24 protein-coding genes and 1 tRNA gene are annotated in these 24,375 nt (G+C 49.1%); 24 read left to right on the top strand and 1 reads right to left on the bottom strand.

What is annotated here, in order from left to right:
* The first annotated feature begins 64 nt into the window (after positions 1–64).
* Positions 65–1,282, top strand: coding sequence for a peptidase T (pepT, locus tag ACXPUX_RS13530; protein ID WP_458828728.1), 1,218 nt, complete (start codon positions 65–67; stop codon positions 1,280–1,282).
* A gap of 358 nt (positions 1,283–1,640) precedes the next feature.
* On the opposite strand, the gene ACXPUX_RS13535 is transcribed toward pepT, so the two are convergent.
* The gene (locus ACXPUX_RS13535) at positions 1,641–3,038 is read right to left on the bottom strand and encodes a TrkH family potassium uptake protein (RefSeq protein WP_458828729.1); all 1,398 of its coding nucleotides are present in this window, start codon (positions 3,036–3,038) and stop codon (positions 1,641–1,643) included.
* A 532-nt stretch (positions 3,039–3,570) separates the two neighbouring features.
* On the opposite strand from ACXPUX_RS13535, the gene ACXPUX_RS13540 reads away from it, so the two are divergent.
* The 23 genes from ACXPUX_RS13540 (at position 3,571) to ACXPUX_RS13650 (ending at position 24,283) form a co-directional block, all read left to right on the top strand.
* Positions 3,571–3,647 (top strand) — tRNA-Arg (locus ACXPUX_RS13540).
* 826 nt (positions 3,648–4,473) lie between these two features.
* Positions 4,474–5,376, top strand: coding sequence for a DUF6017 domain-containing protein (locus tag ACXPUX_RS13545; protein WP_441036792.1), 903 nt, complete (start codon positions 4,474–4,476; stop codon positions 5,374–5,376).
* A gap of 40 nt (positions 5,377–5,416) precedes the next feature.
* Positions 5,417–6,244, top strand: a complete 828-nt coding sequence (locus ACXPUX_RS13550; protein WP_441036791.1) for a ParA family protein — start codon at positions 5,417–5,419, stop codon at positions 6,242–6,244.
* Positions 6,201–7,136, top strand: a complete 936-nt coding sequence (locus ACXPUX_RS13555; protein WP_441036790.1) for a ParB/RepB/Spo0J family partition protein — start codon at positions 6,201–6,203, stop codon at positions 7,134–7,136. Before ACXPUX_RS13550 ends, ACXPUX_RS13555 begins: the two co-directional genes overlap by 44 nt.
* Positions 7,137–7,165: 29 nt before the next feature.
* Positions 7,166–7,663 carry a hypothetical protein gene (locus tag ACXPUX_RS13560; RefSeq protein WP_458828730.1) on the top strand — a complete coding sequence of 166 codons (498 nt, stop codon included), beginning with the start codon at positions 7,166–7,168 and terminating at the stop codon, positions 7,661–7,663.
* A gap of 54 nt (positions 7,664–7,717) precedes the next feature.
* Complete coding sequence (locus ACXPUX_RS13565) at positions 7,718–8,359, top strand: DUF3846 domain-containing protein (RefSeq protein ID WP_441036788.1); 642 nt, start codon at positions 7,718–7,720, stop codon at positions 8,357–8,359.
* Positions 8,360–8,369: 10 nt separating this feature from the next.
* The gene (locus tag ACXPUX_RS13570; protein ID WP_458828731.1) at positions 8,370–8,681 is read left to right on the top strand and encodes a DUF5720 family protein; all 312 of its coding nucleotides are present in this window, start codon (positions 8,370–8,372) and stop codon (positions 8,679–8,681) included.
* Between the two features lie 34 nt (positions 8,682–8,715).
* Positions 8,716–9,201 (top strand): PcfB family protein, encoded by a 486-nt coding sequence (locus tag ACXPUX_RS13575; RefSeq protein WP_321691789.1) that lies wholly within the window; start codon positions 8,716–8,718, stop codon positions 9,199–9,201.
* Positions 9,201–10,952 (top strand): VirD4-like conjugal transfer protein, CD1115 family, encoded by a 1,752-nt coding sequence (locus ACXPUX_RS13580; protein ID WP_458828732.1) that lies wholly within the window; start codon positions 9,201–9,203, stop codon positions 10,950–10,952. Before ACXPUX_RS13575 ends, ACXPUX_RS13580 begins: the two co-directional genes overlap by 1 nt.
* A gap of 12 nt (positions 10,953–10,964) precedes the next feature.
* Positions 10,965–11,276: a hypothetical protein gene (locus ACXPUX_RS13585; protein WP_441036785.1), complete on the top strand. Its 312-nt coding sequence runs from the start codon at positions 10,965–10,967 to the stop codon at positions 11,274–11,276.
* A gap of 143 nt (positions 11,277–11,419) precedes the next feature.
* Positions 11,420–11,635, top strand: coding sequence for a Maff2 family mobile element protein (locus ACXPUX_RS13590; protein WP_002576404.1), 216 nt, complete (start codon positions 11,420–11,422; stop codon positions 11,633–11,635).
* 25 nt (positions 11,636–11,660) lie between these two features.
* Positions 11,661–12,527 (top strand): VirB6/TrbL-like conjugal transfer protein, CD1112 family, encoded by an 867-nt coding sequence (locus tag ACXPUX_RS13595; RefSeq protein ID WP_458828733.1) that lies wholly within the window; start codon positions 11,661–11,663, stop codon positions 12,525–12,527.
* A 78-nt stretch (positions 12,528–12,605) separates the two neighbouring features.
* Positions 12,606–12,977 carry a PrgI family protein gene (locus tag ACXPUX_RS13600; protein WP_458831251.1) on the top strand — a complete coding sequence of 124 codons (372 nt, stop codon included), beginning with the start codon at positions 12,606–12,608 and terminating at the stop codon, positions 12,975–12,977.
* Positions 12,937–15,324 carry a VirB4-like conjugal transfer ATPase, CD1110 family gene (locus ACXPUX_RS13605; protein ID WP_458828734.1) on the top strand — a complete coding sequence of 796 codons (2,388 nt, stop codon included), beginning with the start codon at positions 12,937–12,939 and terminating at the stop codon, positions 15,322–15,324. The genes ACXPUX_RS13600 and ACXPUX_RS13605 overlap by 41 nt, the downstream gene beginning before the upstream one ends.
* Before the next feature lie 3 nt (positions 15,325–15,327).
* Positions 15,328–17,106, top strand: coding sequence for a C40 family peptidase (locus ACXPUX_RS13610; RefSeq protein ID WP_458828735.1), 1,779 nt, complete (start codon positions 15,328–15,330; stop codon positions 17,104–17,106).
* A gap of 13 nt (positions 17,107–17,119) precedes the next feature.
* Positions 17,120–17,377 (top strand): DUF4315 family protein, encoded by a 258-nt coding sequence (locus ACXPUX_RS13615; RefSeq protein ID WP_458828736.1) that lies wholly within the window; start codon positions 17,120–17,122, stop codon positions 17,375–17,377.
* On the top strand, positions 17,367–18,464 hold the full coding sequence (locus ACXPUX_RS13620; protein WP_458828737.1) for a CD1107 family mobile element protein: 1,098 nt from the start codon (positions 17,367–17,369) through the stop codon (positions 18,462–18,464). The genes ACXPUX_RS13615 and ACXPUX_RS13620 overlap by 11 nt, the downstream gene beginning before the upstream one ends.
* Positions 18,465–18,703: 239 nt before the next feature.
* Entirely contained in the window at positions 18,704–19,342 is a 639-nt protein-coding gene (locus tag ACXPUX_RS13625) for a helix-turn-helix domain-containing protein (protein WP_458828738.1), read from the top strand.
* Between the two features lie 70 nt (positions 19,343–19,412).
* On the top strand, positions 19,413–21,488 hold the full coding sequence (locus ACXPUX_RS13630) for a type IA DNA topoisomerase (RefSeq protein WP_458828739.1): 2,076 nt from the start codon (positions 19,413–19,415) through the stop codon (positions 21,486–21,488).
* Entirely contained in the window at positions 21,485–22,330 is an 846-nt protein-coding gene (locus tag ACXPUX_RS13635) for an LPD16 domain-containing protein (RefSeq protein WP_458828740.1), read from the top strand. The genes ACXPUX_RS13630 and ACXPUX_RS13635 overlap by 4 nt, the downstream gene beginning before the upstream one ends.
* A gap of 11 nt (positions 22,331–22,341) precedes the next feature.
* A complete protein-coding gene (locus ACXPUX_RS13640; RefSeq protein ID WP_458828741.1) occupies positions 22,342–22,935 on the top strand; it encodes a YodL domain-containing protein in 594 nt (197 codons plus the stop codon).
* A complete protein-coding gene (locus ACXPUX_RS13645; protein WP_458828742.1) occupies positions 22,932–23,141 on the top strand; it encodes a transposon-transfer assisting family protein in 210 nt (69 codons plus the stop codon). The genes ACXPUX_RS13640 and ACXPUX_RS13645 overlap by 4 nt, the downstream gene beginning before the upstream one ends.
* A gap of 803 nt (positions 23,142–23,944) precedes the next feature.
* On the top strand, positions 23,945–24,283 hold the full coding sequence (locus ACXPUX_RS13650) for a TnpV protein (protein ID WP_458831253.1): 339 nt from the start codon (positions 23,945–23,947) through the stop codon (positions 24,281–24,283).
* The last annotated feature ends 92 nt before the right edge of the window (positions 24,284–24,375 follow it).

Genomic DNA, 24,375 nt, shown 5'->3' on the forward strand with positions numbered 1-24,375 from the left:
GGTATGATAGGAGATGGATCGCAGGCTGTGATCCTTCAATATTGCTAAAGGAGTGTGCTTTATTATGCGCGCCTATGAACGACTGCTTGATTACGTCAAGGTCTACACCACCTCGGACCCGGAGTCCGGTACCCATCCTTCCGCTGCGCGGGAGTTTGATCTGGCTCACAAGCTGGTGGAGGAACTGAAGGCTCTGGGCGTGGAGGATGCCCGTGTGGACGAGCACTGCTACGTCTACGGTTCCCTACCCGCCACCCCCGGCTGCGAGGAAAAGCCCGCACTGGGTCTGATTGCCCACATGGACACTGCCCCGGATGCCAGCGGCGAGAACGTGAACCCCATCCTGCACGAGAACTACGACGGCGGCGATGTGGTGCTGCCCGCCACCGGCAAGGTGATGAAGGTCTCTGCTTTCCCCTTCCTCGCCTCCATGAAGGGCGAGACCCTCATCACCACCGATGGCACCACCCTGCTGGGCGCAGACGATAAAGCCGGTGTGGCTGAGATCATGACCGCTGTGGAGACCGTTATCCGCGAGGGCCGCCCCCACGGCAAGCTGTGCATCGGCTTTACCCCGGACGAGGAGATCGGCGAGGGTGCCGACCTGTTCGATATCCCCGGCTTTGGTGCAGACTTTGCCTACACGGTGGACGGCGGTGATGCCTGCGACATCGAGTACGAGAACTTCAACGCCGCTGCCGCCACCGTGACCATCCACGGCTTCTCGGTGCACCCCGGCTCCGCCAAGGACACTATGATCAACGCCTCCAACGTTGCCATGGAGTTCCACGGTGCTCTGCCCGTGATGGCACGTCCCGAGACCACCGAGGGGCGTCAGGGCTTCTACCACCTGTGCCAGATGTACGGCGATGTCACCACCGCAAAGCTGGGCTACATCCTGCGCGACCACGACGCCGCCAAGCTGCAGTTCAAGAAAGACAATATGCAGGATATTGCCGATTACCTGAACGGCAAGTACGGTGCAGGCACCGTAGAAGTGGAGATCAAGGACAGCTACCGCAATATGCTGGAAAAGATCAAGCCCCATTTCCACCTCATCGAGACCGCCCGCAAGGCTGTGCGCATGGCCGGTCTGGAGCCGGTGGAGGTGCCCGTGCGCGGCGGCACAGATGGCGCTACCCTGAGCTGGAATGGTCTGCCCTGCCCCAATCTGGGCACCGGCGGCTTCAACTTCCACGGCGTATGCGAATGCACCACCGTGGAGCGGATGGACCGCTGCACCGAGATCGTGCTGAATATCATTTCCCTGTACGCAGAGTAATTTATTTTCAGATATAACAAAACAGAGGCTGTAACGTCTCCTGTGAAAGAGCAATGCCGGGCAGCCCAAAGGTTGCCCGGCATTGCTTTAGCTAAAATCCTTTCCGTGAAAATGGGCTAACGGTGCGTCCGCGTTTGCGCAGCAATGAAAGCCCCAGTGGGGCTTTTAAGCGGCAGAGCGGTCTGCATTAGCAGATGGAGGGGCTTTGCCCCGACAAGCTCCGCAGACGCACCGTTAGCCCGAAGAAAAACGATTTTCCTTAAAGTATGGCCAAAGCGCACGCGGAGGCCATTCAAAATCGTCCCACGCTAAAAAACAGGCGGCTACACAAAGCACAGTGCAGCCGCCGCTTTTTCATTTAACCTACGTTGATATGTCCCACCGGCATGATCTTGCGCTTGTTGTCATCCGGTTTGGCGGTCAGGCTCATGGCAAAAGCCACCGGGCCGACACGGCCCATGAACATGACCAGCATATACAGGATCTTTGCTCCGTTGTTCAGTTGGCTGGTCACGCCTACGGAAAGGCCCACTGTGCCAAAAGCCGAGCAGGACTCGAAGATGGCGTCCACCACCGACACGGCGTCCGAGGTGTTGTAGTACACCACGATGGCCGAGCCGATGACCGCCACAGCGCCCAGCACGATAATGGTCAGCGCACGGTAGACGGTCTTGGACTCGATATGATGGTCAGCGATCACACAATCGTCGCGCCCCTGCGCCACGCTGCGGATGGTCAGGATGATGACCGCGAAGGTGGTCACCTTCACACCGCCGCCGGTAGAGCCGGGCGCTGCGCCGATAAATTGCAGCACGCTCATAAGCAGCTTGCTCAGGGTGCCGCAGGAGGCCAAGTCCACGGTGTTCATGCCGGCGGTACGGGTGGATACCGACTGGAACAGCGAAGCCATCACCTTGCCGGGCACCGACAGCCCGCCCAGTGTGGCGGGATTGTTCCATTCCATCAGTCCCAGCCCCAGCGCGCCGCCCAGCCACAAGATCACCGAGAAGGACAGCACCACCTTGGCGTGCAGGGACAAGCGGCGTTTCTGGTACCACTGGCACAGCTCCACCCAAACCATAAAGCCCAGACCGCCGGAGATGATCATGAACATGACCACCGCCTGCACATAGTAGTTGTTGACATAGGGCACCAGCGAGGAGTACGCCCCGAACCGTCCGAACAGGTCGAAGCCCGCATTGCAGAAAGCCGAAATGGCGGTGAACACACTGATCCAGACACCTTCCAGCCCGAACTGCGGCACAAAGGCGAACAGCAGCAGCAGAATACCGATGCCCTCAAACATTGCTGCCAGCCCTACCACGATCTTCAGCACGCTTTTGGCCTGATCGTAGCCGTCTGCCGAGACGCTCTCGCCCAGCAGCCGCAGATCCCGAAAGCCCATGCGCCGGCGCATGGCCAGCGCAAAAAAGCTGGTAAGGGTAACAAGGCCAAGGCCGCCCACCTGAATGAGCAGCAGCACCACTGCCTGCCCGAACCATGTGAATTGCGTCCATGTATCCCGCACCACCAGACCGGTGACGCAGGTGGCACTGGTGGCTGTAAACATGGCATTGAGCACATCCAGCCGCCCGTGCCTGCTGGCAATGGGCAGGGTGAGCAGCAGCGTGCCCAGCGCGATCACGATGATAAAGCTGACGCAGATGATCTGGGTCGGGGTGCTCAGTCCCAGCTTTCTCCGCCGAACTGACCTCTGGTGCCGCAGCTTTTTGCGGATATTTTTTATCTTTTCCATAGCATCCTCCCTGCGCAGCACACGGCCGCTTTACATTCTCTTATAGCATACACCATTTTGCCCGCAGGTTCAACTTGATTTTACAGCCCGGTTGCGGTATTATAATAAGGTACTGTATTTTTGGGCGCTTTCCTGTGCCCCAAGGATGCAGAACTGTGTCTCCGTAGCTCAGCTGGATAGAGCGTCCGCCTCCTAAGAATTCGGTCAACCTGATACCTTGGGTGCAGAAGTGATTGCTCTATTCAAAAGCAAAACCGAGAATCACGGTTTTCTCAACAAATTTTGATGCAACAAGTTTAACACCGTTCCGGTTGCAACGCAGTCGGTCACTTCGGTGTAAAAATCATTCTGCATATTCGTTTCCAAGCGCGTTGAATTTCAAAAAATCAACGATAATACATAATATGCCTCAGTAGCTTAGCTGGATAAAGCGCCTCCCTCCTAAGGTTACGTTACAACGGCCACCTGGAGAAAAATTGAATAAGGGATTGCAGTTCGACTTTCGTCGGGCTATAATCATAGATGACAATACGTCGCTATAGCTCAGTTGGATAGAGCGACCGCCTCCTAAGCGGTAGGCCGGAGGTTCAAGTCCTCTTAGCGACGCCAGCAAACAACGCCGAAAGCCTTTGTTTTCAAGGACTTTCGGCTTTTTTTAACAAATTCCTGTGTGATTGCGGAGACGAAATAATGTTTTCAAATTTTACTTCAAATTCTGATTTTTGACAAGCCCTAAAAAATCGAACTGCTGTGATAAGGCAAAAATTTCTGCTAATCATTAGCAGAAAAAGGGCCGTTTTTGCTAATGAAAATGCCCTTCCAGCTAATTAGGTGAAAAATCGTGCTAAAAACCTTGCTAATACAAAAGGCGGATGTTCCGAGTGCTAAGCCGTTATAAGAAATAAAATTGAATATTACCATGTACATAGAGCGTCTATTTGCCCCTGTATCGGGGATGGATAGACGCTCTTTTTTTATGCCCAAAATTCATGGGTAAATCTGAAAGATTGGAGGTTTGATTTTTGAGTAAGATCGTCTATTCCCCAGACAAGCCAAACGACTGCCGTTACTGCCATTTCTGGAAAAACAATAAAAAGGGCTGCTGCCTGGGCGAAGAGAATTGCTACTACTTAATCTCCGTACCCCCAAAGCCGAAGTCGGAATGTGAAGGTTGTCCTTATGGGCGGGTTCATCCCTGCATCGGCTGGTGTACCAGGAAGATTATGAAGGAAGTGGGGGTGCGTTGATATGTATGAGTATGAATACAATCGCCGTGATAAGCCGAAGTGCTGCAAAGACTGTGAGAATTATCAGCCACGATGGAAGTACCGCTTCTGCTTTTTTGTCCGCTGTCCGTACAAGCTGAAGGATACGACTTTCCGCAGAACCCCTCTGAAAAAGGAGCATTTCCCGCAGAAAGAGGTGGTGAGAATGAGTGACGTATGATTATTTCTATGGTCAGCAAGCGGAGATGTTCACATTCTACCGTGTTCCAAAGGTGTTGTTCACCGAGGATTGCTTTTGGAATGTATCAACCGATGCCAAGCTTCTTTACGGTATTCTGCTTGACCGCATGAACCTGTCAGCTCGGAATGGTTGGTTGGACGAGGAAGGCCGTGTCTATATCATCTTCACCATTGAAGAGATCAAAGGGGCGTTAGGCTGTGCCGAAAAGAAAGCGGTGAAGCTGCTGGATGAGCTGGAAAAGAAATGTGGTTTGATAGAACGCAAGCGACAGGGACTTGGGAAACCGAACCTGATCTATGTAAAGAACTTCATTTCCGGTTCTGTGGAAAGACAATTCTTGAATTGTCAAAAGGACAATTCTGGAGTTGTCAAAAACACAATTCAGGAACTGTCAAAAGGACAAGGTAATAATACTGATATTAAATATATTGATTTGAGTGATACTGATCCTTTCTTTCCTTCCGGTTTTTGTGGAAATGAAGTCGATGGGACTGACGAATTTACCCGATATTATCAGTATTTTTATGAACAGCTTTCCATGGACTATCTGAAACAGGATTATCCGTATGACCATGAGATACTCGATCTGATACTGCATCTGATTGTTGAGGTCATGTGCAGCAATCGTCAGCAAATCCGGATTGCCAGTGATGATAAGCCGATTGAAATTGTAAAAAGCAGTTTTATGAAGCTGGATTCTGAACACATCAGATTTGTAATGAGTTCTTTCAAAGAGAACACAACCGATGTTCGCAATATCAAGCAGTATTTACTTGCTTCGATATACAACGCCCCCTACACCATAAGCGCTCATTATGACGCAAAGGTCAGGCATGATATGGCTTCGGGGAAACTTGGAGGGAGGTGGTAAACATGAAGCGCACACATGAAAGAATGCGAGGTGATGAATTTTGGCGAAAAAAGCGACAGTTATCGCCGTAGTCAACCAGAAAGGCGGAACGGGCAAGACCACAACCACGGAAAATCTGGGTGTGGGACTGGCAATGGAGGGCAAAAAGGTTCTGTTGGTAGACACGGACCCGCAGGCTTCATTAACAGTCAGTCTGGGAAATCCGTTCCCGGATACGTTGTCTCCCACCCTTTCCGACATGATGGGAAAGATTATGATGGAAAAGCCGATTGCCTCCGGCGAAGGCATTCTTCATCACCCGGAGGGCGTGGACTTGATGCCCGCCAACATTGAACTATCCGGTTTGGAGGTTTCTCTGGTCAATGCTATGAGCAGGGAGACCATTCTCCGTCAGTACCTGGATACGGTCAAGCAGAACTATGACTACATTCTTCTGGATTGTATGCCCTCTTTGGGTATGCTGACAGTCAATGCGTTGGCAGCTGCGGATAATGTGCTGATACCAGTTCAGGCGGCGTATCTTCCAGCAAAGGGCTTGGAACAGCTATTGGAAACCATCAACAAGGTCAGGCGACAGATTAACCCCAAATTGAAAATTGAGGGTATTCTTCTGACGATGGTGGACAGCAGAACCAATTATTCCAAGGACATCAGCAATCTGATCCGTGAGAGCTATGGAGGAAAACTGAAAGTCTACAAGACGGACATTCCACGCTCTGTTCGTGCGGAGGAAATCAGTGCGGAAGGAGCGAGTATCTTTAAGCACGACCCCAAGGGCAAAGTCGCTGATGCCTACCGAGTTCTGACAAAGGAGGTGTTAAAAAATGCAGAAAAAAGGCGCAAACATCAGCTTGAAGGGTTACGATGATATTTTCTCTACCGATCAGTCACGAGCTGAAGCCCAGCAGGAACGAGTTCAGGAAATTCCGCTTTCTGAGCTGCACCCCTTTGAGGGACATCCCTTCCGGGTGGTAGACGATGAAGATATGATGAAAACGGTTGAGAGCGTCCGTGACTTCGGGGTTCTCACCCCGGCGATTGTTCGTCCCGACCCGGATGGCGGCTATGAGATTATCTCTGGTCACAGGCGACATCGTGCATCAGAACTTGCCGGGAAAGAAACCATGCCTGTTATCGTCCGTGATTTGGATGATGATGCCGCCATAATTTTAATGGTGGATGCGAATTTACAGCGGGAAACAATTCTGCCGAGTGAAAGAGCCTATGCTTATAAAATGAAGCTGGATGCAATGCGACATCAGGCAGGCAGACCGTCCGAAAAAAATTATTCCCAAGTTGGGAATAATTTTGGAAAGACCTCAAGCGAGGAAATGGCGGAGGAACTTGGCACAAGTAAAAACCAGATTTTTCGTTATATCCGTCTGACCGAACTTATTCCTGAAATTCTGGATATGGTGGATAACGGTCAGATAAAATTTAATCCAGCCGTGGAGCTTTCCTATCTCGCAAGAGAAGAACAGCAGGATTTTCTTTCCGCAATGGACTATGCCCAAGCAGCTCCTTCTCTTTCGCAGGCGCAGAGAATCAAAAAGCTCGCACAGGAGGGCGAGTGTACTCTGGATGCTATGTGCGAGATTATGAATGAGGTTAAAAAGGGCGAGCTGGACAGGGTAACATTCAAAACGGACTCCCTGCGGAAATACTTTCCGAAGTCCTATACCAGCAAGCAGATGGAGGATAAAATCATTCAGCTGCTGGAACAGTGGCAGAAAAAACGAGAGAAATCTATGGAAAGGTAAGGTGAACGCCAATGTTCAGCGAAAGAGAAATGAGCAAAGCAATCGACTGGCTGTTCGAGCTGTTTTCTCCCGAAGATTATGAGGGGTATGATGAAGATGAGATCGGCTATGCCGGTGGTTTGTGTCTGCCGGAGGTTTGCACCGCATTACGAGGTGCGGCACAGACGGTATATCAGTATTCCGTAACCGGTGGCTATGAGAAATGCTTCGATTACCGTGGCATGGAACTGTTTGACCAGCGTGCCTGCCTCATTATTTCCGATGTGGAACAGGCGGTTTTAGATGAAATCAAAACCACCTATGAAACCGAGCTGTGGCTTATGGAGGATATGAACTTTGCCATTGTCCGCTGTGTGTCAATGCTGATCGGCTCTGACGATACCGGCTATGTGACGGAGTACCGGGCTTTCAAAAAGATTTTGAAAAGTGCGGAAGATTTGTTCTTTTCCCCGGAGGAACTGATCGAGGAACTGGAATCTATGTGTGTCCCCCAGTGGGAACATGAAGCGACTATTTATGAACTGTAACAGGTTCATGGATGGCCGCTTTTCTTATATCTGAGGAAATGGAGGTAATGAGGTTTGAAGGAATATGATGTAAAGATCACCGAAACACTGGAAAAGACGGTAACGGTGGAAGCCAAGTCCCGTGCTGATGCAGAAGATCAGGTCAGATCAGCCTACTACAATTCCGAGTATATTCTGGACTCCGAAAACTTTACCGGCGTTCAGTTTGGTATTACCGAGGAACGTGAGATTCAGCAGGAACAGGCAGAAACCATGACGGTGCTTCTGGTAAAGCCCCATATGTATCCCCAGCAGGTTCAGATCGGCTGCGATTTGGAGGATATGCAGAAAGCTGTTGGTGGCGACATTGAAGCCGTTTACCCATTTAATGAGCCTGTCGCATTGGTGATGCACGATGAGGGAAAAATCATGGGGAAAGACCTGAATCGTGCCTTGCGGGACGAGGACGGCGAGATCTATGACATTATCGCCGGTGACTTTCTGGTCGTTGGTTTGGGTGAGGAGGATTTTTCTTCCCTTTCCCCGGAGCTGATGAAACAGTTTGAGGAACACTTCCATCAGCCTGAAACCTTCGTCCGCATGGGGCGCAGTATTATGGCTTTGCCGTTGCCCGATGATAAGGTCAAAAAAGAAGATGCGCCTATCAAGGCTGACCCCGCACCACGCAAGAGCAGCCCTGATAGGGATTCGCTGTAAGGAGGTTTTCATGGAAAGAAGCTCAACGATTGCAGAACTGATGGAGCGCCGAAGAATCCAGGCAGGAGCCAAAGAGTACAAGGGTCACACCTATATGGACTTGGCACGATTCGATGAAGCTACAAAGCACATGATTATCTTTGATGTGCTGACCAACGAATCCCCTGTTGGATGGAAAGGCGAAAGGAACCGCCTGTATCTGGGCGAAGCCGGGTATCAGAAAGCTCTGGATAATCAGAAAGCCGGTAATATCAAGATTATCAGCCATGCCAATGTCGCCAGAGGAAATCTGTACTACGACCGCAGAGATATGGCACGATGACCCTCACTCTACTGCTTGCAGGAGGTGATGATTCATGCAGGAAGAAGTTGAAAACAGGACAATAAATCTGGCAATCAGCACGACACGGCTGACTGCTCGAAGTGTCATTGCCGGTATTCGCAAGTATTTGCAGCACCGGGAAAAGGTCAAGGCGAGAAAAGGAATCCGAGATACGGCAGTTCACGGAAAACAGTCCGTGAAGCAGCTGCTGGGACAGAATCAGGGTGCCACCAATGTGGAAATTGATAAGGATGGTATTCGGGATTTTGAAAGGCTCGCCAAGAAATACGGTGTGGACTTTGCCGTAAGAAAAGATAAGTCCGTTGATCCTCCCCGTTATCTGGTCTTTGTCCGTTCCAAGGATGCAGATGCCCTGGATGCTATCTGTAAGGAACATCAGGCAAGGTCATTAACGAAGGATAAGAAACCGAGCGTTCTGGCACAGCTGAAGAAGTTCAAAGAGATGGTAGCAGCTATCCCCAGGAAGGTTCGGGAAAAGAAACAGGAGCGTGATTTGTGATGAGCAAAATCAATTTAAAAAAGCTCCTGATTCTGAACATCCCGTATATTCTGGTGGGATTGTTTGCAACGAATTTTGGAGAAGCATGGCGATTGGCTGAGGGTGCAGATTCTTCTGCAAAAATCCTCAGCTTTTTTTATGCCCTTCCGATTGCTCTGGGCAATCCACTTCCCAGCTTTTACCCGCTGGATTTGCTGGTGGGAATTGCCTGTGGCGCAGGGCTTCGGCTTGCGGTTTATCTGAAAAGCAAAAACGCCAAGAAGTACCGGCACAATGTGGAGTATGGTTCTGCCCGTTGGGGTACAGCAAAAGACATGGAACCGTTCGCTGCTCCAAAGTTTGAGGACAACATCATCCTGACGAAAACAGAACGGCTGATGATGTCCAACCGACCGAAGAATCCAGCCAATGCCAGAAACAAGAATGTTCTGATTATCGGTGGTTCAGGTTCAGGAAAGACAAGGTTCTGGCTGAAACCAAATCTTCTCCAGATGCACTCCAGCTATGTTGTTACAGACCCGAAAGGCAGCATTGTCATTGAGTGCGGCAATGCCCTGTTGAAGCATGGCTATAACATCAAGATTTTCAACACCATCAACTTTAAGAAGTCGATGCACTACAATCCATTCGCCTATATCCATTCAGAAAAAGACATTCTGAAGCTGGTGACGACATTGATTGCCAACACCAAAGGCGACGGGAAAGCCGGTGATGAGTTCTGGACGAAAGCAGAAACCCTTCTGTACTGCGCCCTGATTGGCTATATCCATTACGAAGCCCCGGTTGAGGAACAGAACTTCTCAACTCTGATTGAGTTCTTAAACGCAATGGAGGTGCGTGAGGATGACGAGGAGTTCCAGAATCCGGTTGATCTGATGTTTGAGGCTCTGGAAAAGAAAAATCCAAATCATTTTGCGGTTCGTCAGTACAAGAAGTATAAGCTGGCTGCCGGCAAAACGGCAAAGAGTATTCTGATTTCCTGCGGTGCAAGACTTGCTCCCTTTGACATTCAGGAAGTCCGGGACATTACAGCCTATGACGAATTGCAGTTAGATACTCTTGGAGATAAGAAAACGGCGCTGTTCCTGATTATGTCGGATACGGATGCGACCTTTAATTTTCTGATCTCAATGATTTATACCCAGCTGTTCAACCTGCTCTGCGAAAAAGCAGATGATGTGTATGGCGGCAGACTGCCGGTTCATGTACGCTGTCTGATTGATGAAGCAGCAAATATCGGTCAGATTCCCAATCTGGAAAAGTTGGTTGCGACCATCCGAAGCCGTGAAATCTCTGCCTGCCTTGTCCTTCAGGCACAGTCTCAGCTGAAAGCTATTTATAAGGACAACTCGGACACCATCATCGGCAACATGGATTCCCGTATTTTCCTCGGCGGTTCTGAGCCGACCACGCTGAAAGAGCTGAATCAGGCGCTTGGGAAAGAAACCATCGACACCTACAACACCTCGAATACCAGAGGAAACAGCCCGTCCTACGGCATGAATTATCAGAAGCTGGGCAAAGACCTTGCTACCGTGGATGAGCTGGCAGTTCTGGATGGTGGCAAGTGCATCTTACAGCTGCGTGGTGTGAGACCGTTTCTGTCTGACAAGTACGATCTGACACAGCATCCAAATTATAAATACACATCAGACTACGACAAAAAGAATGAGTTCAACATCGAACAGTTTCTGAGCCGCAGGCTGAAATTAAAGGCAGGTGATGAATTTATAGTCATTGATGCCGATTAAAGGAGGTTTTCAATGGATAAAACTCCCCAATTCAATATTGAGGAAGCGTTCTGTGAATACCTGTCCAAGTATTACAGAGGTTCCAACAATCCGGTTTCAAGTAAAACGCTTGAAGCCGTTTTTCATGTAAAAGGGTCAGAAATCAGAAGAATTGTCAATTCGCTGCGAAGCAAAGGTGAACCCATTTGCAGCGATTATGATGGCTACTTCTATGCGGACAATCAGCATGAAATCAATGCAACGATTGCTCAGCTGACAAGCCGTATCCAGAAGATTGCGAAAGCAAGGGATGGCTTGGTGAATCGCACCGACAAAGAAGATTGACCCGATTTTCCCTGAAAGGTGGTGGTGATAAATATGATTGCAGTTGAATAGTCCCTTTATTTCTGCCCCCCGACCGGTTTTCCGGTATTGCGGAGGGCTTTTTTCATTTCAAAATCCAATTCAAATATCAGGAGGAAAAGTATATGGCATTTTTCAACAGCGCAGTAACTGTTCTTCAGACTCTCGTTATCGCCCTTGGCGCAGGTCTCGGTATCTGGGGAGCCATCAACCTGCTTGAAGGCTACGGCAACGACAACCCCGGCGCAAAGTCTCAGGGTATGAAGCAGCTCATGGCTGGCGGCGGTGTCGCTCTCATCGGAACCACCCTTGTACCCCTGCTTTCCGGTCTCTTTGGTTAATCCGTAAAAAAGGAGGTAATCGCCTTTGGACAGCATACTCCAACAGATAACAGACTGGCTGAAAGAAATGCTCGTTTCAGCCATCATGGGAAATCTGTCGGGGATGTTTGAGTCCGTCAACAACCAGGTTGGCGAGATAGCAACCTCCGTTGGCATGACCCCGGCGAATTTCTCGCCGGGTGTCTTTGCCATGGTACGCAACATCTCCGAGTCAGTGATTATCCCGATAGCAGGCTTGATACTGACATTTATCGCCTGTTACGAGCTAATTCAAATGATTATCGACCACAACAATCTGGCGAATTTTGAGACATGGATTTTTTTTAAGTGGGTGTTCAAGACCTTCGTTGCGGTCATGTTAATCACAAACACATTCAATATCACAATGGCTGTTTTCGATGTGGCACAACACGTTGTAAATGCCAGTGCCGGTATTATTGCGGGAGATACCGCCATAGATGCTGCGGCGCTTGAAACGATGGAAGATACGCTGATGGCAATGGATCTCGGTCCGCTGCTTGGGCTGTTCCTGCAATCCTTTATTGTTCAGGTCACAATGTCGGCATTGGCAATCGTGATCTTCGTCATTGTCTATGGACGAATGATTGAGATTTATCTCATGGTCAGCCTTGCCCCGATTCCTTTTGCTACCTTTGGGAACAGAGAACAGAGCAGCGTTGGTCAGAATTATCTGAGGTCACTCTTTGCAATCGGGTTCCAGGGGTTCCTGATTATGATCTGCGTCGGCATCTATGCGGTGCTGGTGCAGTCGGTCGCTTTCAGCGAGGACATTATCGCTTCTATCTGGAGTGTCATGGGATACACGGTTCTTCTGTGCTTCACCCTGTTCAAGACCGGTTCTCTTGCAAAGGGCGTGTTCTCTGCCCACTAAGGAAGGAGGTTTTTTGTGGCAGCATATATCCCCGTCCCCCGTGACCTGACGAGGGTAAAGACAAAGGTGTTCTTCAATATGACAAAACGGCAGCTGATTTGTTTTGGCTCTGCGGCACTCATTGGGGTGCCGATTTTCTTTCTGGTCAAAGGAACAGGAAATGTAAGCCTTGCGGCACTGACCATGATGATTGTCATGCTCCCCCTGTTCTTTCTGGCTATGTACGAAAAGGACGGTCAGCCGCTGGAAGTCATTGCAGGGCATTTTATTCAGGCAAAATTTATTCGTCCCAAGGTTCGCCCTTATCAGACGAACAACTATTACGACGCTCTGGTGCGTCAGTATCAACTTGAAAAGGAGGTTGAGCAAATTGTTTTTCAAGAAGAAACCGCAGGCAAGGGAAATAAAAATGCCTGCAAATCTGAATCGAAAGCAGCAGAGAGAAATTAAGGCTGTTGTAGAACGGGCAAAGAAAGACAATGGAATTCCCCAGACCGCCCAGCAGTCCATTCCCTTTCAGAGAATGTTCCCAGACGGCATCTGCCGGGTCACAGACAGTTACTACACCAAGACCATTCAGTTTCAGGACATCAACTATCAGCTGGCACAGCAGGAGGATAAGACCGCCATTTTTGACGAGTGGTGCAGTTTCCTGAACTTTTTCGATAGCTCCATCCATTTTGAGCTTTCCTTTATGAACATGAGTACCGATGCGGAGAGCTTTGAAAAGAGCATCCGTATCCCGTTCCGAAAGGACAACTTCAATTCTTCCCGTGCCGAGTACAGCCAGATTCTGAAAAAGCAGCTGTCACAGGGCAATAACGGTCTGACAAAGACTAAGTACCTGACCTTCGGCATTGAAGCAGAGTCCATGCGTCAGGCAAAGCCGAGACTGAACCATATCGAAAATGACCTGCTCAACAACTTCCGCCGTTTGGGTGTGATGGCATCCACGATGAATGGCAAGGAACGGCTTCGTCTGATGCACTCCATGTTCCACATGGGTGACAATGATAAGTTCTTCTTTGACTGGAAGTATCTTGTGGAATCCGGACTGTCCGTAAAGGATTTTATTGCACCGACAGCGTTTGCCTTTAAGAACAGCCGTACCTTCCAGATGGGCAGCATCTACGGTTCGATGTCCTATCTGCAAATTATCGCTTCTGACCTTTCCGACCGAATGCTGGCTGATTTTCTGGATATGGAGTCCAGCCAGATCGTGACCATGCACATCCAGTCGGTTGATCAGACGGCGGCAATCAAGACCATCAAGCGTACCATTACGGAGCTTGACCGTTCCAAAATCGAGGAACAGAAAAAGGCTGTCCGTTCCGGCTACGATATGGACATCATTCCCTCTGATCTTGCCACCTACGGTAAAGATGCGAAAGCACTTCTGAAAGAATTGCAGAGCCAGAACGAGCGGATGTTCATGCTGACATTCCTTGTGATGAACACCGGGCGCACCGAACAGGAGCTGGAAAACAATGTGTTCCAGGCACAGAGTATCGCCCAGAAGCACAACTGCAATCTGCGCCGACTGGATTTCCAGCAGGAACAGGGGTTGATGAGCAGTCTGCCGCTGGCACAGAATCTGATTGAGATTCGTCGTGGTCTGACTACCAGTTCCACGGCTATTTTTGTGCCGTTCACCACACAGGAACTGTTCCAGAATGGTGCCGAAAGCCTGTATTACGGTCTGAATGCCTTGTCCAACAATCTGATTATGGTGGACAGAAAGAAGCTGAAAAATCCCAACGGGCTTATCCTTGGTACGCCTGGTTCCGGCAAATCCTTCTCCGCAAAGCGTGAGATTACCAATGCGTTCCTCGTGACGGATGATGACATTATCATCTGCGACCCGGAAGCAGAATATGCGGCGCTGGTTCACAAGTTTGAAGGTCAGGTAATCAAGATCAGTTCTTCCAGTACCAACTATATCAATCCCATGGACATCAACATCAACTACTCTGAGGACGATAACCCTGTTGCCCTGAAAGCGGACTTTATCCTCTCCCTCTGCGAGTTGATTATGGGAAGTAAGGACGGCTTGCAGCCCATTGAAAAGACGGTTATTGACCGTTGCGTGCATCAGATTTATCAGAGGTATTTTGACAATCCGGTTCCTGAAAATATGCCCGTCCTTGAGGATTTGTATAACGCACTTCTCAAACAAGACGAAAAAGAAGCCCATCATGTAGCGACTGCACTGGAAATCTATGTAAAGGGTTCTTTGAAGCTGTTCAACAACCGAACCAATGTGGACATCAATAACCGCCTGGTCTGCTATGACATCAAGGAGCTTGGCAATCAGCTGAAGAAAATCGGTATGCTGATTGTTCAGGATCAGGTTTGGGGGCGTGTGACAGCAAACCGAAGTGCCGGTAAGTCTACCAGATACTACATTGACGAGTTCCATCTGCTTTTGAAGGAGGAGCAGACAGCCACCTACTCCGTAGAAATCTGGAAAAGATTCCGTAAATGGGGCGGCTTGCCCACCGGTATCACCCAGAATGTCAAAGACCTGCTTCGCTCCCCGGAGATTGCCAACATCCTTGAAAACTCTGACTTCATCTATATGCTGAATCAGGCAAGTGAGGACAGAGGGATTCTGGCGAAGCGCCTGAACATTTCTCCCCATCAGCTGTCCTATGTGACCAATTCCGGCGAGGGTGAAGGGCTTCTGTTTTATGGCAATGTGATCCTGCCGTTCATTGACCGGTTCCCGACCGATACGGAACTCTACCGCATTATGACCACGAAGCTGAATGAGGTGGTGGCAACAAAGGAGGCGTAAGGCATGGCGAAGAAACCGACACGACTCCGTTTCACCGAAGATGACCTTGCGGATTTTCAAGTGAAGAAAGCTTCTGACCGTGCGGATAAGGCGGCTGACAAAGCAGAAAAAGCGGTAGATAAGCTGGCTTCCAAAAAGAAGGCAACCAAGCTGCGTCAGGAAACGGATGCCGCTGGTTCCCGGAAAGCAAAGCTCCGTTTTGGAAAGGCGGACAACAGCGTGGCTGTGGAGCGTCCATCAACGGCAAAACAGCTGGCGACCCGTGGCACAGCTGCGGCGCTCACCTCCAAGGCACATCGGGCAGTATCCGAATATGAAGATGATAATGTGGGTGTTCAGTCAGTTCAGGAAACGACAAAGGCAGTGGAATCCACTGCCTACACCGTCGATCACGCCGTTTACAGTCACAAGATGAAAGCCCATGCCAAGGCTGGCAAGCTGGTGCAGAAGTCAGATAAAGCCAATGTGGATGCCCTTTATGAGAAGTTCAAAAAGGACAATCCGGATGCCGGTTCCAACCCGTTTTCCCGCTGGCGGCAGAAACAGGCAATCAAGAAAGAATACGCAGCTGCCAAAGCCGGTAACAGTACGGCAAAGACAACAGCTGCCAAGGGTACAGGAAAAGCAGCCCAGGGAGCCAAGACAATCACAGAGAAAGCAACGGAGTTTGCTACAACGCATTCCAAAGCTATCCTCTTTGTTCTGGCAGGAGGACTGCTTTTTATGATTATTGCCAGTATGTTCTCGTCCTGTACTGCCATGTTCCAGGGTGGAACACAGGTGCTTCTGGGTACTTCCTATACTGCTGAAGATGAGGACATCATCGGAACAGACGACGACTACAAGGCTCTGGAAGCAGCCTTACGAAGTAAGATCAACAACATCGAGCGTACCCATAGCGGTTATGATGAGTACCGTTATGACCTTGATGAAATCAACCACAATCCGTATGAGCTTGCGGCATATCTGACAGTGAAGTTTGAGGACTACACCCGTGAGGAAGTTCAAAGCACTTTAGAGTGGCTGTTCGAGCAGCAATATGAACTGACCCTGACAGAAGAAGTAGAAATCAGAACACGAACCGAGACCCGCACGGAAACAGAAACCGGCACAAGACTGGTCTGGGATTCTGACCTTGGTGAGTACGTTGAGGAAGAATACGAATATGAAGTCGAAGTCGAATACGAGGTCGAGTATGAGTATTATATCCTGAATGTGAAACTGGAAAACAAAGGTCTGAACCGTGTTATCGGCAGTTCCGGTATGTCTGAGGATGAAATGGAGCGTTACGCAGTATTGCTCCAGACCAACGGCAACAGACCCGACATTTTCGGTGATGACATTTATGCCGTGACCGGTGAGTACACCGACTATGACATTCCGGGCGAAGCTCTGACGGACACACGATTTGCCAATATGATTCGTGAAGCAGAAAAATATCTGGGATACCCCTATGTTTGGGGTGGCAGTAGCCCTTCCACTTCCTTTGACTGCTCTGGATTTGTTTCTTGGGTTATCAATCACTGTGGAAACGGTTGGAGCGTCGGCAGACTGACTGCAAACGGTTTGATGGGCGTCTGCGACATTATTCCTCGTAGCTCCGCAAAGCCGGGAGACCTGATTTTCTTCCAAGGCACTTATGATACCTCCGGTGCATCCCATGTTGGTATCTATGTAGGCAACGGAATGATGATCCATTGCGGAAACCCGATTTCCTATGCTTCTATCGAAACGAGTTACTGGCAGTCGCATTTTTACTGCTTCGGCAGAATCAGAAACTAAGGAGGATTTTCTATTGGGTGCAAAGTTAGAAAGAATTGGCGCTGACCTTGAGAAAGCCCGCCGAAAGCGAGCTGAATGGGATGCCAAAGTAAAAGACCTGGAACGCAGATACCGTGAAGAAGAAAACTCTGAGATCCACGAGTTGGTTCACGCTGCGAACCTGAACCCCGATCAGCTTTCCGAACTGCTCCGTATGTTTGCTGCGGACATGGTTCCGAAGCCTAAAACTATCAATTCCATGAATGAGGAGGAAATGCAGAATGAAATTTAAGAGACTCTGTGCCGCATTGCTGGCACTTGTGATGTGTGTGGGTACTATCTCGACTACGGCTTTTGCCTACTCTGATGAGAGTGCCGCCGTTCCCGATGCCGAAACCGTTGAGACTGTTCCTGAGGAAACTGAGGAGACCGAGGAGCAGACTTCCGAAGATGAAGTTCCGTACACCGTGACTGTCAATGAGGATGGCACGGTGGTTTTTTCTTTCAACGGAGAGGAATGGACTTACGATGCCGAGGAAACTGAAGATGACAGCATGGGAACCGGCAAGGTGGTAACGAACGGTTCCCGTCTGAATGTGCGTACCGGCGCAGGCATGAATTATGAAATCATCGACCAGCTTCGTCCCGGCGAGGAAGTTGTGGTGGTCGGTGTCGAGGGCGACTGGTATCAGATCACTGTTCCCGAAAAGCATGGATACGTTCACAGCGACTATCTGGAACTGATTGAGAAAGCTGAACAGAACAGCGAAATGGATATGGCGCTCCTCATGATGTTTATGAGTATGTTCATGCAGAACATGGACACTGATGCAAGCGAGCCTGCCCTTACTCCTGACGGCAATCTAACTCTGGTTGATGACATCGGTTCTCCTGATAAAGATGGCAAGCAGTTCATCACTGCGGTCACGAAGAACGGCAACTACTTTTATATCATCATCGACCGTGACGATGAGGGCAATGAAACTGTCCACTTCTTGAATCAGGTGGATGAAGCTGACCTGCTCAAGCTCATGGACGAGGAAGAAGCTGCACAGTATATCGACCAGACTGAGGAACCGGATGTAACCGAACCTACTCCCGATGTAACCGAGCCTGAGCCTGATGTGGTCGAGCCTGAACCTGAGAAGCCTAAGACCAACATGATGCCTGCTGTTCTGGTAATGGTAGCTCTGATCGGCGGCGGTGGCTTTTTCGTATTCAAGAAGATGCAGGAAAAGAAAAAGGAAAAAGAAGCTGCGAAGCCTGACCCGGATGCGGACTATGTAGACGATGATGAGGACTACGGCTACAGCGAGGAATACGAGGACGAGGATGATGTGGACTTCATCGCTGACGATGAGGACAACGAACCCGTATAACCAAGGACAGGCATGATGCCTGGGGCAATCTTCGGATTGCCTTTACATAGCAAAGTCATAAATCTGTTACAACAAAGGATGCGATATATGATATAATCATCTTAATATCATCAAGCTGTAGTTCAAAACAAAGAAAAACAGCGATGTAAACTCTTGTTGCGGATATGTAAAGCCGATGTGGTGGTTAAAAACAGTGATTTTAAGTACAATGAAATCATCAAAGCAAAGGAGGATTTCATATGAAACTTTCAGATAAGATTATCGGATTGAGAAAATCCAATGGAATGTCACAAGAAGATTTAGCTGAAAAGTTGGATGTTTCAAGACAAGCTATATCTCGTTGGGAGTCAGGAACTGCGATGCCCGATGCAAATAATATCCTTCAACTCAGCAAGCTGTTTGGTGTTACAACAGATTATTTATTGAATGATGATTACCAGAGTGACAATGACCTGCCAAAGGTAAAAGAAGTACAAAATGATAATCTTGGGCAAATTATGATCTATCTGGTAACACTCGAAGTCATGGTGCTTTTGATGCAGTTTATGACAACGGTTATTTTGCAAAATGTGTTCTTTGGCTTTTTGAGTTTTATCCCATTTGTTGCAGCTATTGGCGGTTTTGAATACGCATATCAAAAGAAAGCATCCAGTGCAACAGAAAAAACAAAGAACTTCCGCAAAAAGTTTTACAAGATTTCTGCTTGGTTGGGACTTTATTTCCCGATTAGATTTATCATAAGCGTTGCGACAAGATTCTATCCTCGCCCGTATAATATCTTAGTGTTAGAGGTTATTATTTTAGTAATCTATATTGCGGCGGCAACTTGCGTTAATCTTTCAATTGACAAGAGTTATTTACCAAAAGAACAAAAATAAATGTTCAATACATAGCAGTCATGCACTATGGTGTGTGGCTGCTTATTTTTTTGGAAAGGAGCAGATGCAAATGAAATTAGTATTGGCTGAGAAACCCTCAGTCGCACAGAGCATTGCCAAGGTGCTGGGTGCAAACAAACGTGAAGATGGCTACCTCGAAGGAAACGGCTATGTTGTCAGCTGGTGTGTCGGTCATCTGGTAGAGTTGGCACAGCCCGAAGCCTACGATGCAAAATACAGCAAATGGACGTATGCTGACCTGCCGATCTTCCCGGCTGACTGGCGGTATGAGGTTTCTACCGGAACAAAGAAGCAGTTCGGTATCCTGAAAAAGCTCATGGCCAGAGATGATGTTGCCAGCCTTGTGTGCGCTACAGATGCTGGTCGTGAGGGTGAGCTGATATTCCGTCTGGTGTACCACAAAGCCGGGTGCAGAAAGCCATTTGAGCGACTTTGGATTTCTTCCATGGAAGATTCCGCTATCCGGGAGGGATTTGAAAATCTCAGGTCTGGAACTGAATATGATGCTTTGTATGAAGCAGCCCTGTGTCGAGAGCGAGCCGACTGGATTGTTGGCATTAACGCTACTCGGCTTTTTTCTACCCTATATGGGCAAACTCTGAATGTTGGTCGAGTCATGACTCCCACCCTTGCGATGGCAGTCATGCGTGAAGCAGCCATTGCCGCTTTCAAACCGGAACCCTTCTATACGGTTCATATTGGACTGGATGGGTTTACGGCAGCAAGCGAACGCTTCAAAAAGAAGTCGGATGCCGAAGCTGTCAGCAAAGATTGTTCTATTGCTGCTGTCACAAAGTCAGAGCGCAAAGAGAAAAGTGAAAAGCCGCCTGCACTTTATGATCTGACCAGTTTACAGAGAGATGCCAACCGTGTGCTGGGCTATACGGCACAGCAGACTTTGGATTATACACAGAATCTCTATGAAAAGAAGCTGGTCACTTATCCTCGTACTGACAGCAGATACCTGACAGACGATATGGCACACAATCTGCCAGACCTCGTAACTATGGCTTTCCACACATTCCCCTCTCCGGGTGTGGATAACGTACCTGTCCATGCGGAGCAGGTTGTGGATAACAAAAAGGTCGCAGACCACCATGCCATTATCCCTACCAGAGAATTGCAGAAATGCAATCTGAACGAGCTTCCCAAGGGCGAGCTTGCAATTTTGCAGCTGATTTCCACCCGTCTTTTTGTGGCTGTGGGAGATCCGCACCGATACACAGAGACAGTCATTGAGCTGGACTGCGGCGGCACAGCATTCTCTGCAAAGGGTAAAACCGTTCTGCATGAGGGTTGGAAAGCCTATGTCAAGAAAAGCAATTCGACAAAAAACGACGAAAATGAACAGGTGCTTCCTTCCGTTTCCGTTGGCGATGAAATAGCTGTCATCAGCACGGAAATTAAGGAAGGTAAAACTTCTCCTCCGAAGCACTACACCGAAGATACGCTCCTGCAGAGCATGGAAACTGCCGGTGCGGATGAAATGCCCAATGAGGTGGAACGCAAAGGTCTGGGAACGCCCGCAACCCGTGCCGGTATCATTGAAAAGCTGGTTCGCATTGGTTTTCTGGAACGGCAAGGCGATAAGAAAACCAAGCATCTGATTCCGACCCACAAGGGTACGGCTCTGGTAACAGTCATGCCCGAACAGATTCAGTCCCCATCTATGACAGCGGATTGGGAGGAAAAGCTGTTGCTCATTGAGAAAGGCGAATACGCCAGCGAGGATTTTATGGATGAGATCAAAGATGTGATTGCCGGTCTGATTCAGAATTATGAGGTCATTCGGGACTCTGAGGTTCTGATGTCAAAAGAAAGCAATGCCGTGGGAAAATGCCCTGTCTGCGGCAGTTCTGTAGAGGAAAAGGTGAAGGCATTTTTCTGTTCTAACCGAAGCTGCAAGTTTGCCCTCTGGAAAAACAACCGCTACTTCGAGAGTATCGGCAAGAGCATGACCAGTGCCACGGCACAGAAGCTGCTCGGCTCTGGGAAAATCAAACTGAAAGGCTGCAAATCAGCCAAGACCGGAAATACCTTTGATGCTACGGTCTATATGGAGGTATTCGAGGACGGGAAGATCAAGTTTAACATGGAATTTGATAACGGAGGAAAACGCAAATGAGAAATGAATATAACCCGGACGGCAAGGACATCCGATTTATCGACAGCCGCTATAAGGATTTGTTTCGTATTCCTGACGGCGGCTGTGTTCAGATTCACTATTCCGATGAAACCGTCGTGAAGCCCTGCAAATTCATCGACGAGTACCACACCCAGGTCGGCTACAATGTGTTCCACATCTGCCAGTTCGCAGAAATCATGGAGCGTAACGGTGCAACCTATATGGCGGAGCCTGAGATTATGGGTGACGAAGCTGCATGGAAAGTCGGTCGGGACAGAATCCTGGCGGTGCAGACCTGTGAGGACGGATACGATTATACTCTGTTGGATGAGAACTACAACGAGATAGATGGCGGTCAGCTGGATAACCCGGATTTGTCCATGATCGAAGCCAGAAAAGAAATTCTGGAATCCTTTGGTCTGGAACATAGGGAGCTTCGTGCCATGGTCTATGAGGATGTGATGGAACAGGCTTTTGAGGTTGGCAGGCAGGCGGTTGTGGTGAACGACCCTATTGCAGAGCTTGCGTTCAAGCTCGACCGTTTTGCTGAGAACTTCGATCCCTATGAATATATGGATCAGATCGATGATATGCAGGCACATATTCAGAAAATTAAGGAAGACCTTGCCTCCGGTAATACCGCTCCGTACCGTGAGTTTCTGGATACGGCCATTGCGGAGTCTCGTGAGGAAACTGCCGTAGAGGTTGCCAAGGTGCTGAGAAGTCAGCTGGATAAGCTCAGCCCGCCAAAGCGTGAGTCGGTCATGGAAAAGCTGGCACAGGCGGCAGAAAAGGCTGCGCCTGCCACTCCCTCGCATAAGCATAAGGAACCGGAACGATAAGGAGGCTGTCTATGAAAATTGAAAAATGGGATGATGTTCATGGAAATACCACCCCCGATGACAGAATGGTGGCATTTCTGGAAAGCTCCACGGACTCTTACGCAGTCCTTCAGCTAAAACACATTGACGAGACCGATGAGTTTCGTTTCATGCCGTATTGGCACATTCAGAAGCTGGAAAATCAGCCGACCATTGACCATTATGAGGTGGTTTACAATGGCCCGATTGAGCAGTCCGCCGGTGCTGCCGAGCAGCTGGAAGCTCTTTATACCAGGTTCAATATAGACCACCCGGAGGATTTCAGAGGGCACAGTATGTCGGTCAGCGACATCGTGGCGCTCAAGGTCGCCGGTGAAGTATCCTGTTATTACGTTGATGCCTTCGGTTTCGTGGAGCTTCAGAACTTTATGAAACCCGAAAACTATCTGAAAAACGCAGAGATGGCTATGGAGGACGACTATGGGATGCTGGATGGCATCATCAACAACGGGAAAGCTCCCGCTACGGAAGAGCGGCCTTCCGTGTTGGAACAGCTGAAAGAAATGTCGGTTTTCGATACACCCCATAAACCGCCCAGAAGCCACCCGGAAAGGGATATGGAATGATGGATTTCACACGAGATGAACTGAATTTGATGATGCTTTACAGCCCCGGCACAAGGTCGGGGCTGTGTGAAGCTCTCTTGCAGATGAAGGAGCAGCTTTCACAGGAGGAAGCCGAGCTTTGCGCCCTGGCTGATTCTGTTCTCAATAAGTTATCCAAACTGGATGATGAGTCTTTTGATGAGCTGAACCTTTATCCGGATTTTTAAGGATTGGAGGGAAAAGATGAACGCTAAAGAGCGATTTTATTCCGGGCTTGCGAAAGAGACCCTCGGGAAGATCACATCGAATAAGGATAACTGGACTTCCTTTCTGGTAACGGTGTCCCGGAATTATGAGTTCACCTACCCGGAACAGGTGATGATCTACGCCCAGCGCCCCAACGCCACTTTCTGCAAGCCGTATGACGAGTGGAATGACGAAAACTATCGCAGGTATGTCAGACGGGGTTCCACCGGCATTGCATTGTTTGTGACCAACAGGGAAAAGCCCTATCTGCGTTATGTGTTCGATGTGGCTGATACCGGTGTTCGCCGTTCCTCTCCCGAATTGAAACCGTGGGAGGTTACAGAGGAAAACCGGGTGTATGTGATGGGTGCCATGGAGCGTACATTCGGAATCACCGCAGACGGATTGTTGGAAGCACAGCTTGAGGAGATTGCGCTGTCTCTTTCTGCTGAGTATTGGGACGACTATAAAAAGCCGATCCTCGACATCGTTGCGAACAGCTTCCTTGAGGAGTATGATGAACTTAACATCGAAGTGGCTTTCAAGAGGGCGGTTGCAAACAGCGTATCCTATGCGATGTACTGCCGACTGGTCGAAAACCCTGACAACTACTTCGAGCATGAGGATTTCCTGAATGTTTTTGACTTTAACACCCGCCAGACGGTAAATGCCCTCGGCACCGCAGTCAATGCAATCAGCTCACGGATGTTTCAGGAAATCGAAAAAGCGATTGGTGAATACGAGCAGAACAGAACTGCTGAAAGGAGCGCAGATTATGAACGAAATGACTTACAGACAGGCCGGGGATTACAGAATCCCGAATATCAGGCTGGAGAACGAGGAAGCAAGACCGCTGGGCAAGTACGGCAGGATGAGAAGGACATTCCTGGAGCAGAACAATCCGATGCTCCTGAACGACATGATTCTGACGGAGACCCTGTTCCCCCACCTGTGGGAGATCGAGGAAACGGCGAAAGCCAGAGTGGAACTCCTGATGAACCAGTACCTGAAGAACAGCCCCGCACCGGACAAAGAGACGCAGCAGATGGCGTGGGTGCAACACATGGAAAGCCTGAAAGCACAAGCGGAGGAAGTCGTGATGACGGAGCTTATCAACAGCTGACCCTGAACCTTTTCCTCACAGAAGAACAACAAATCCGTTTTATCGACGAAGCAGAGAGCCGCAAGCCCTCTGCTTTTTCTTTTTCTCAGGAA

It is taken from the genome of Faecalibacterium sp. PGM34 (genome assembly GCF_054456555.1).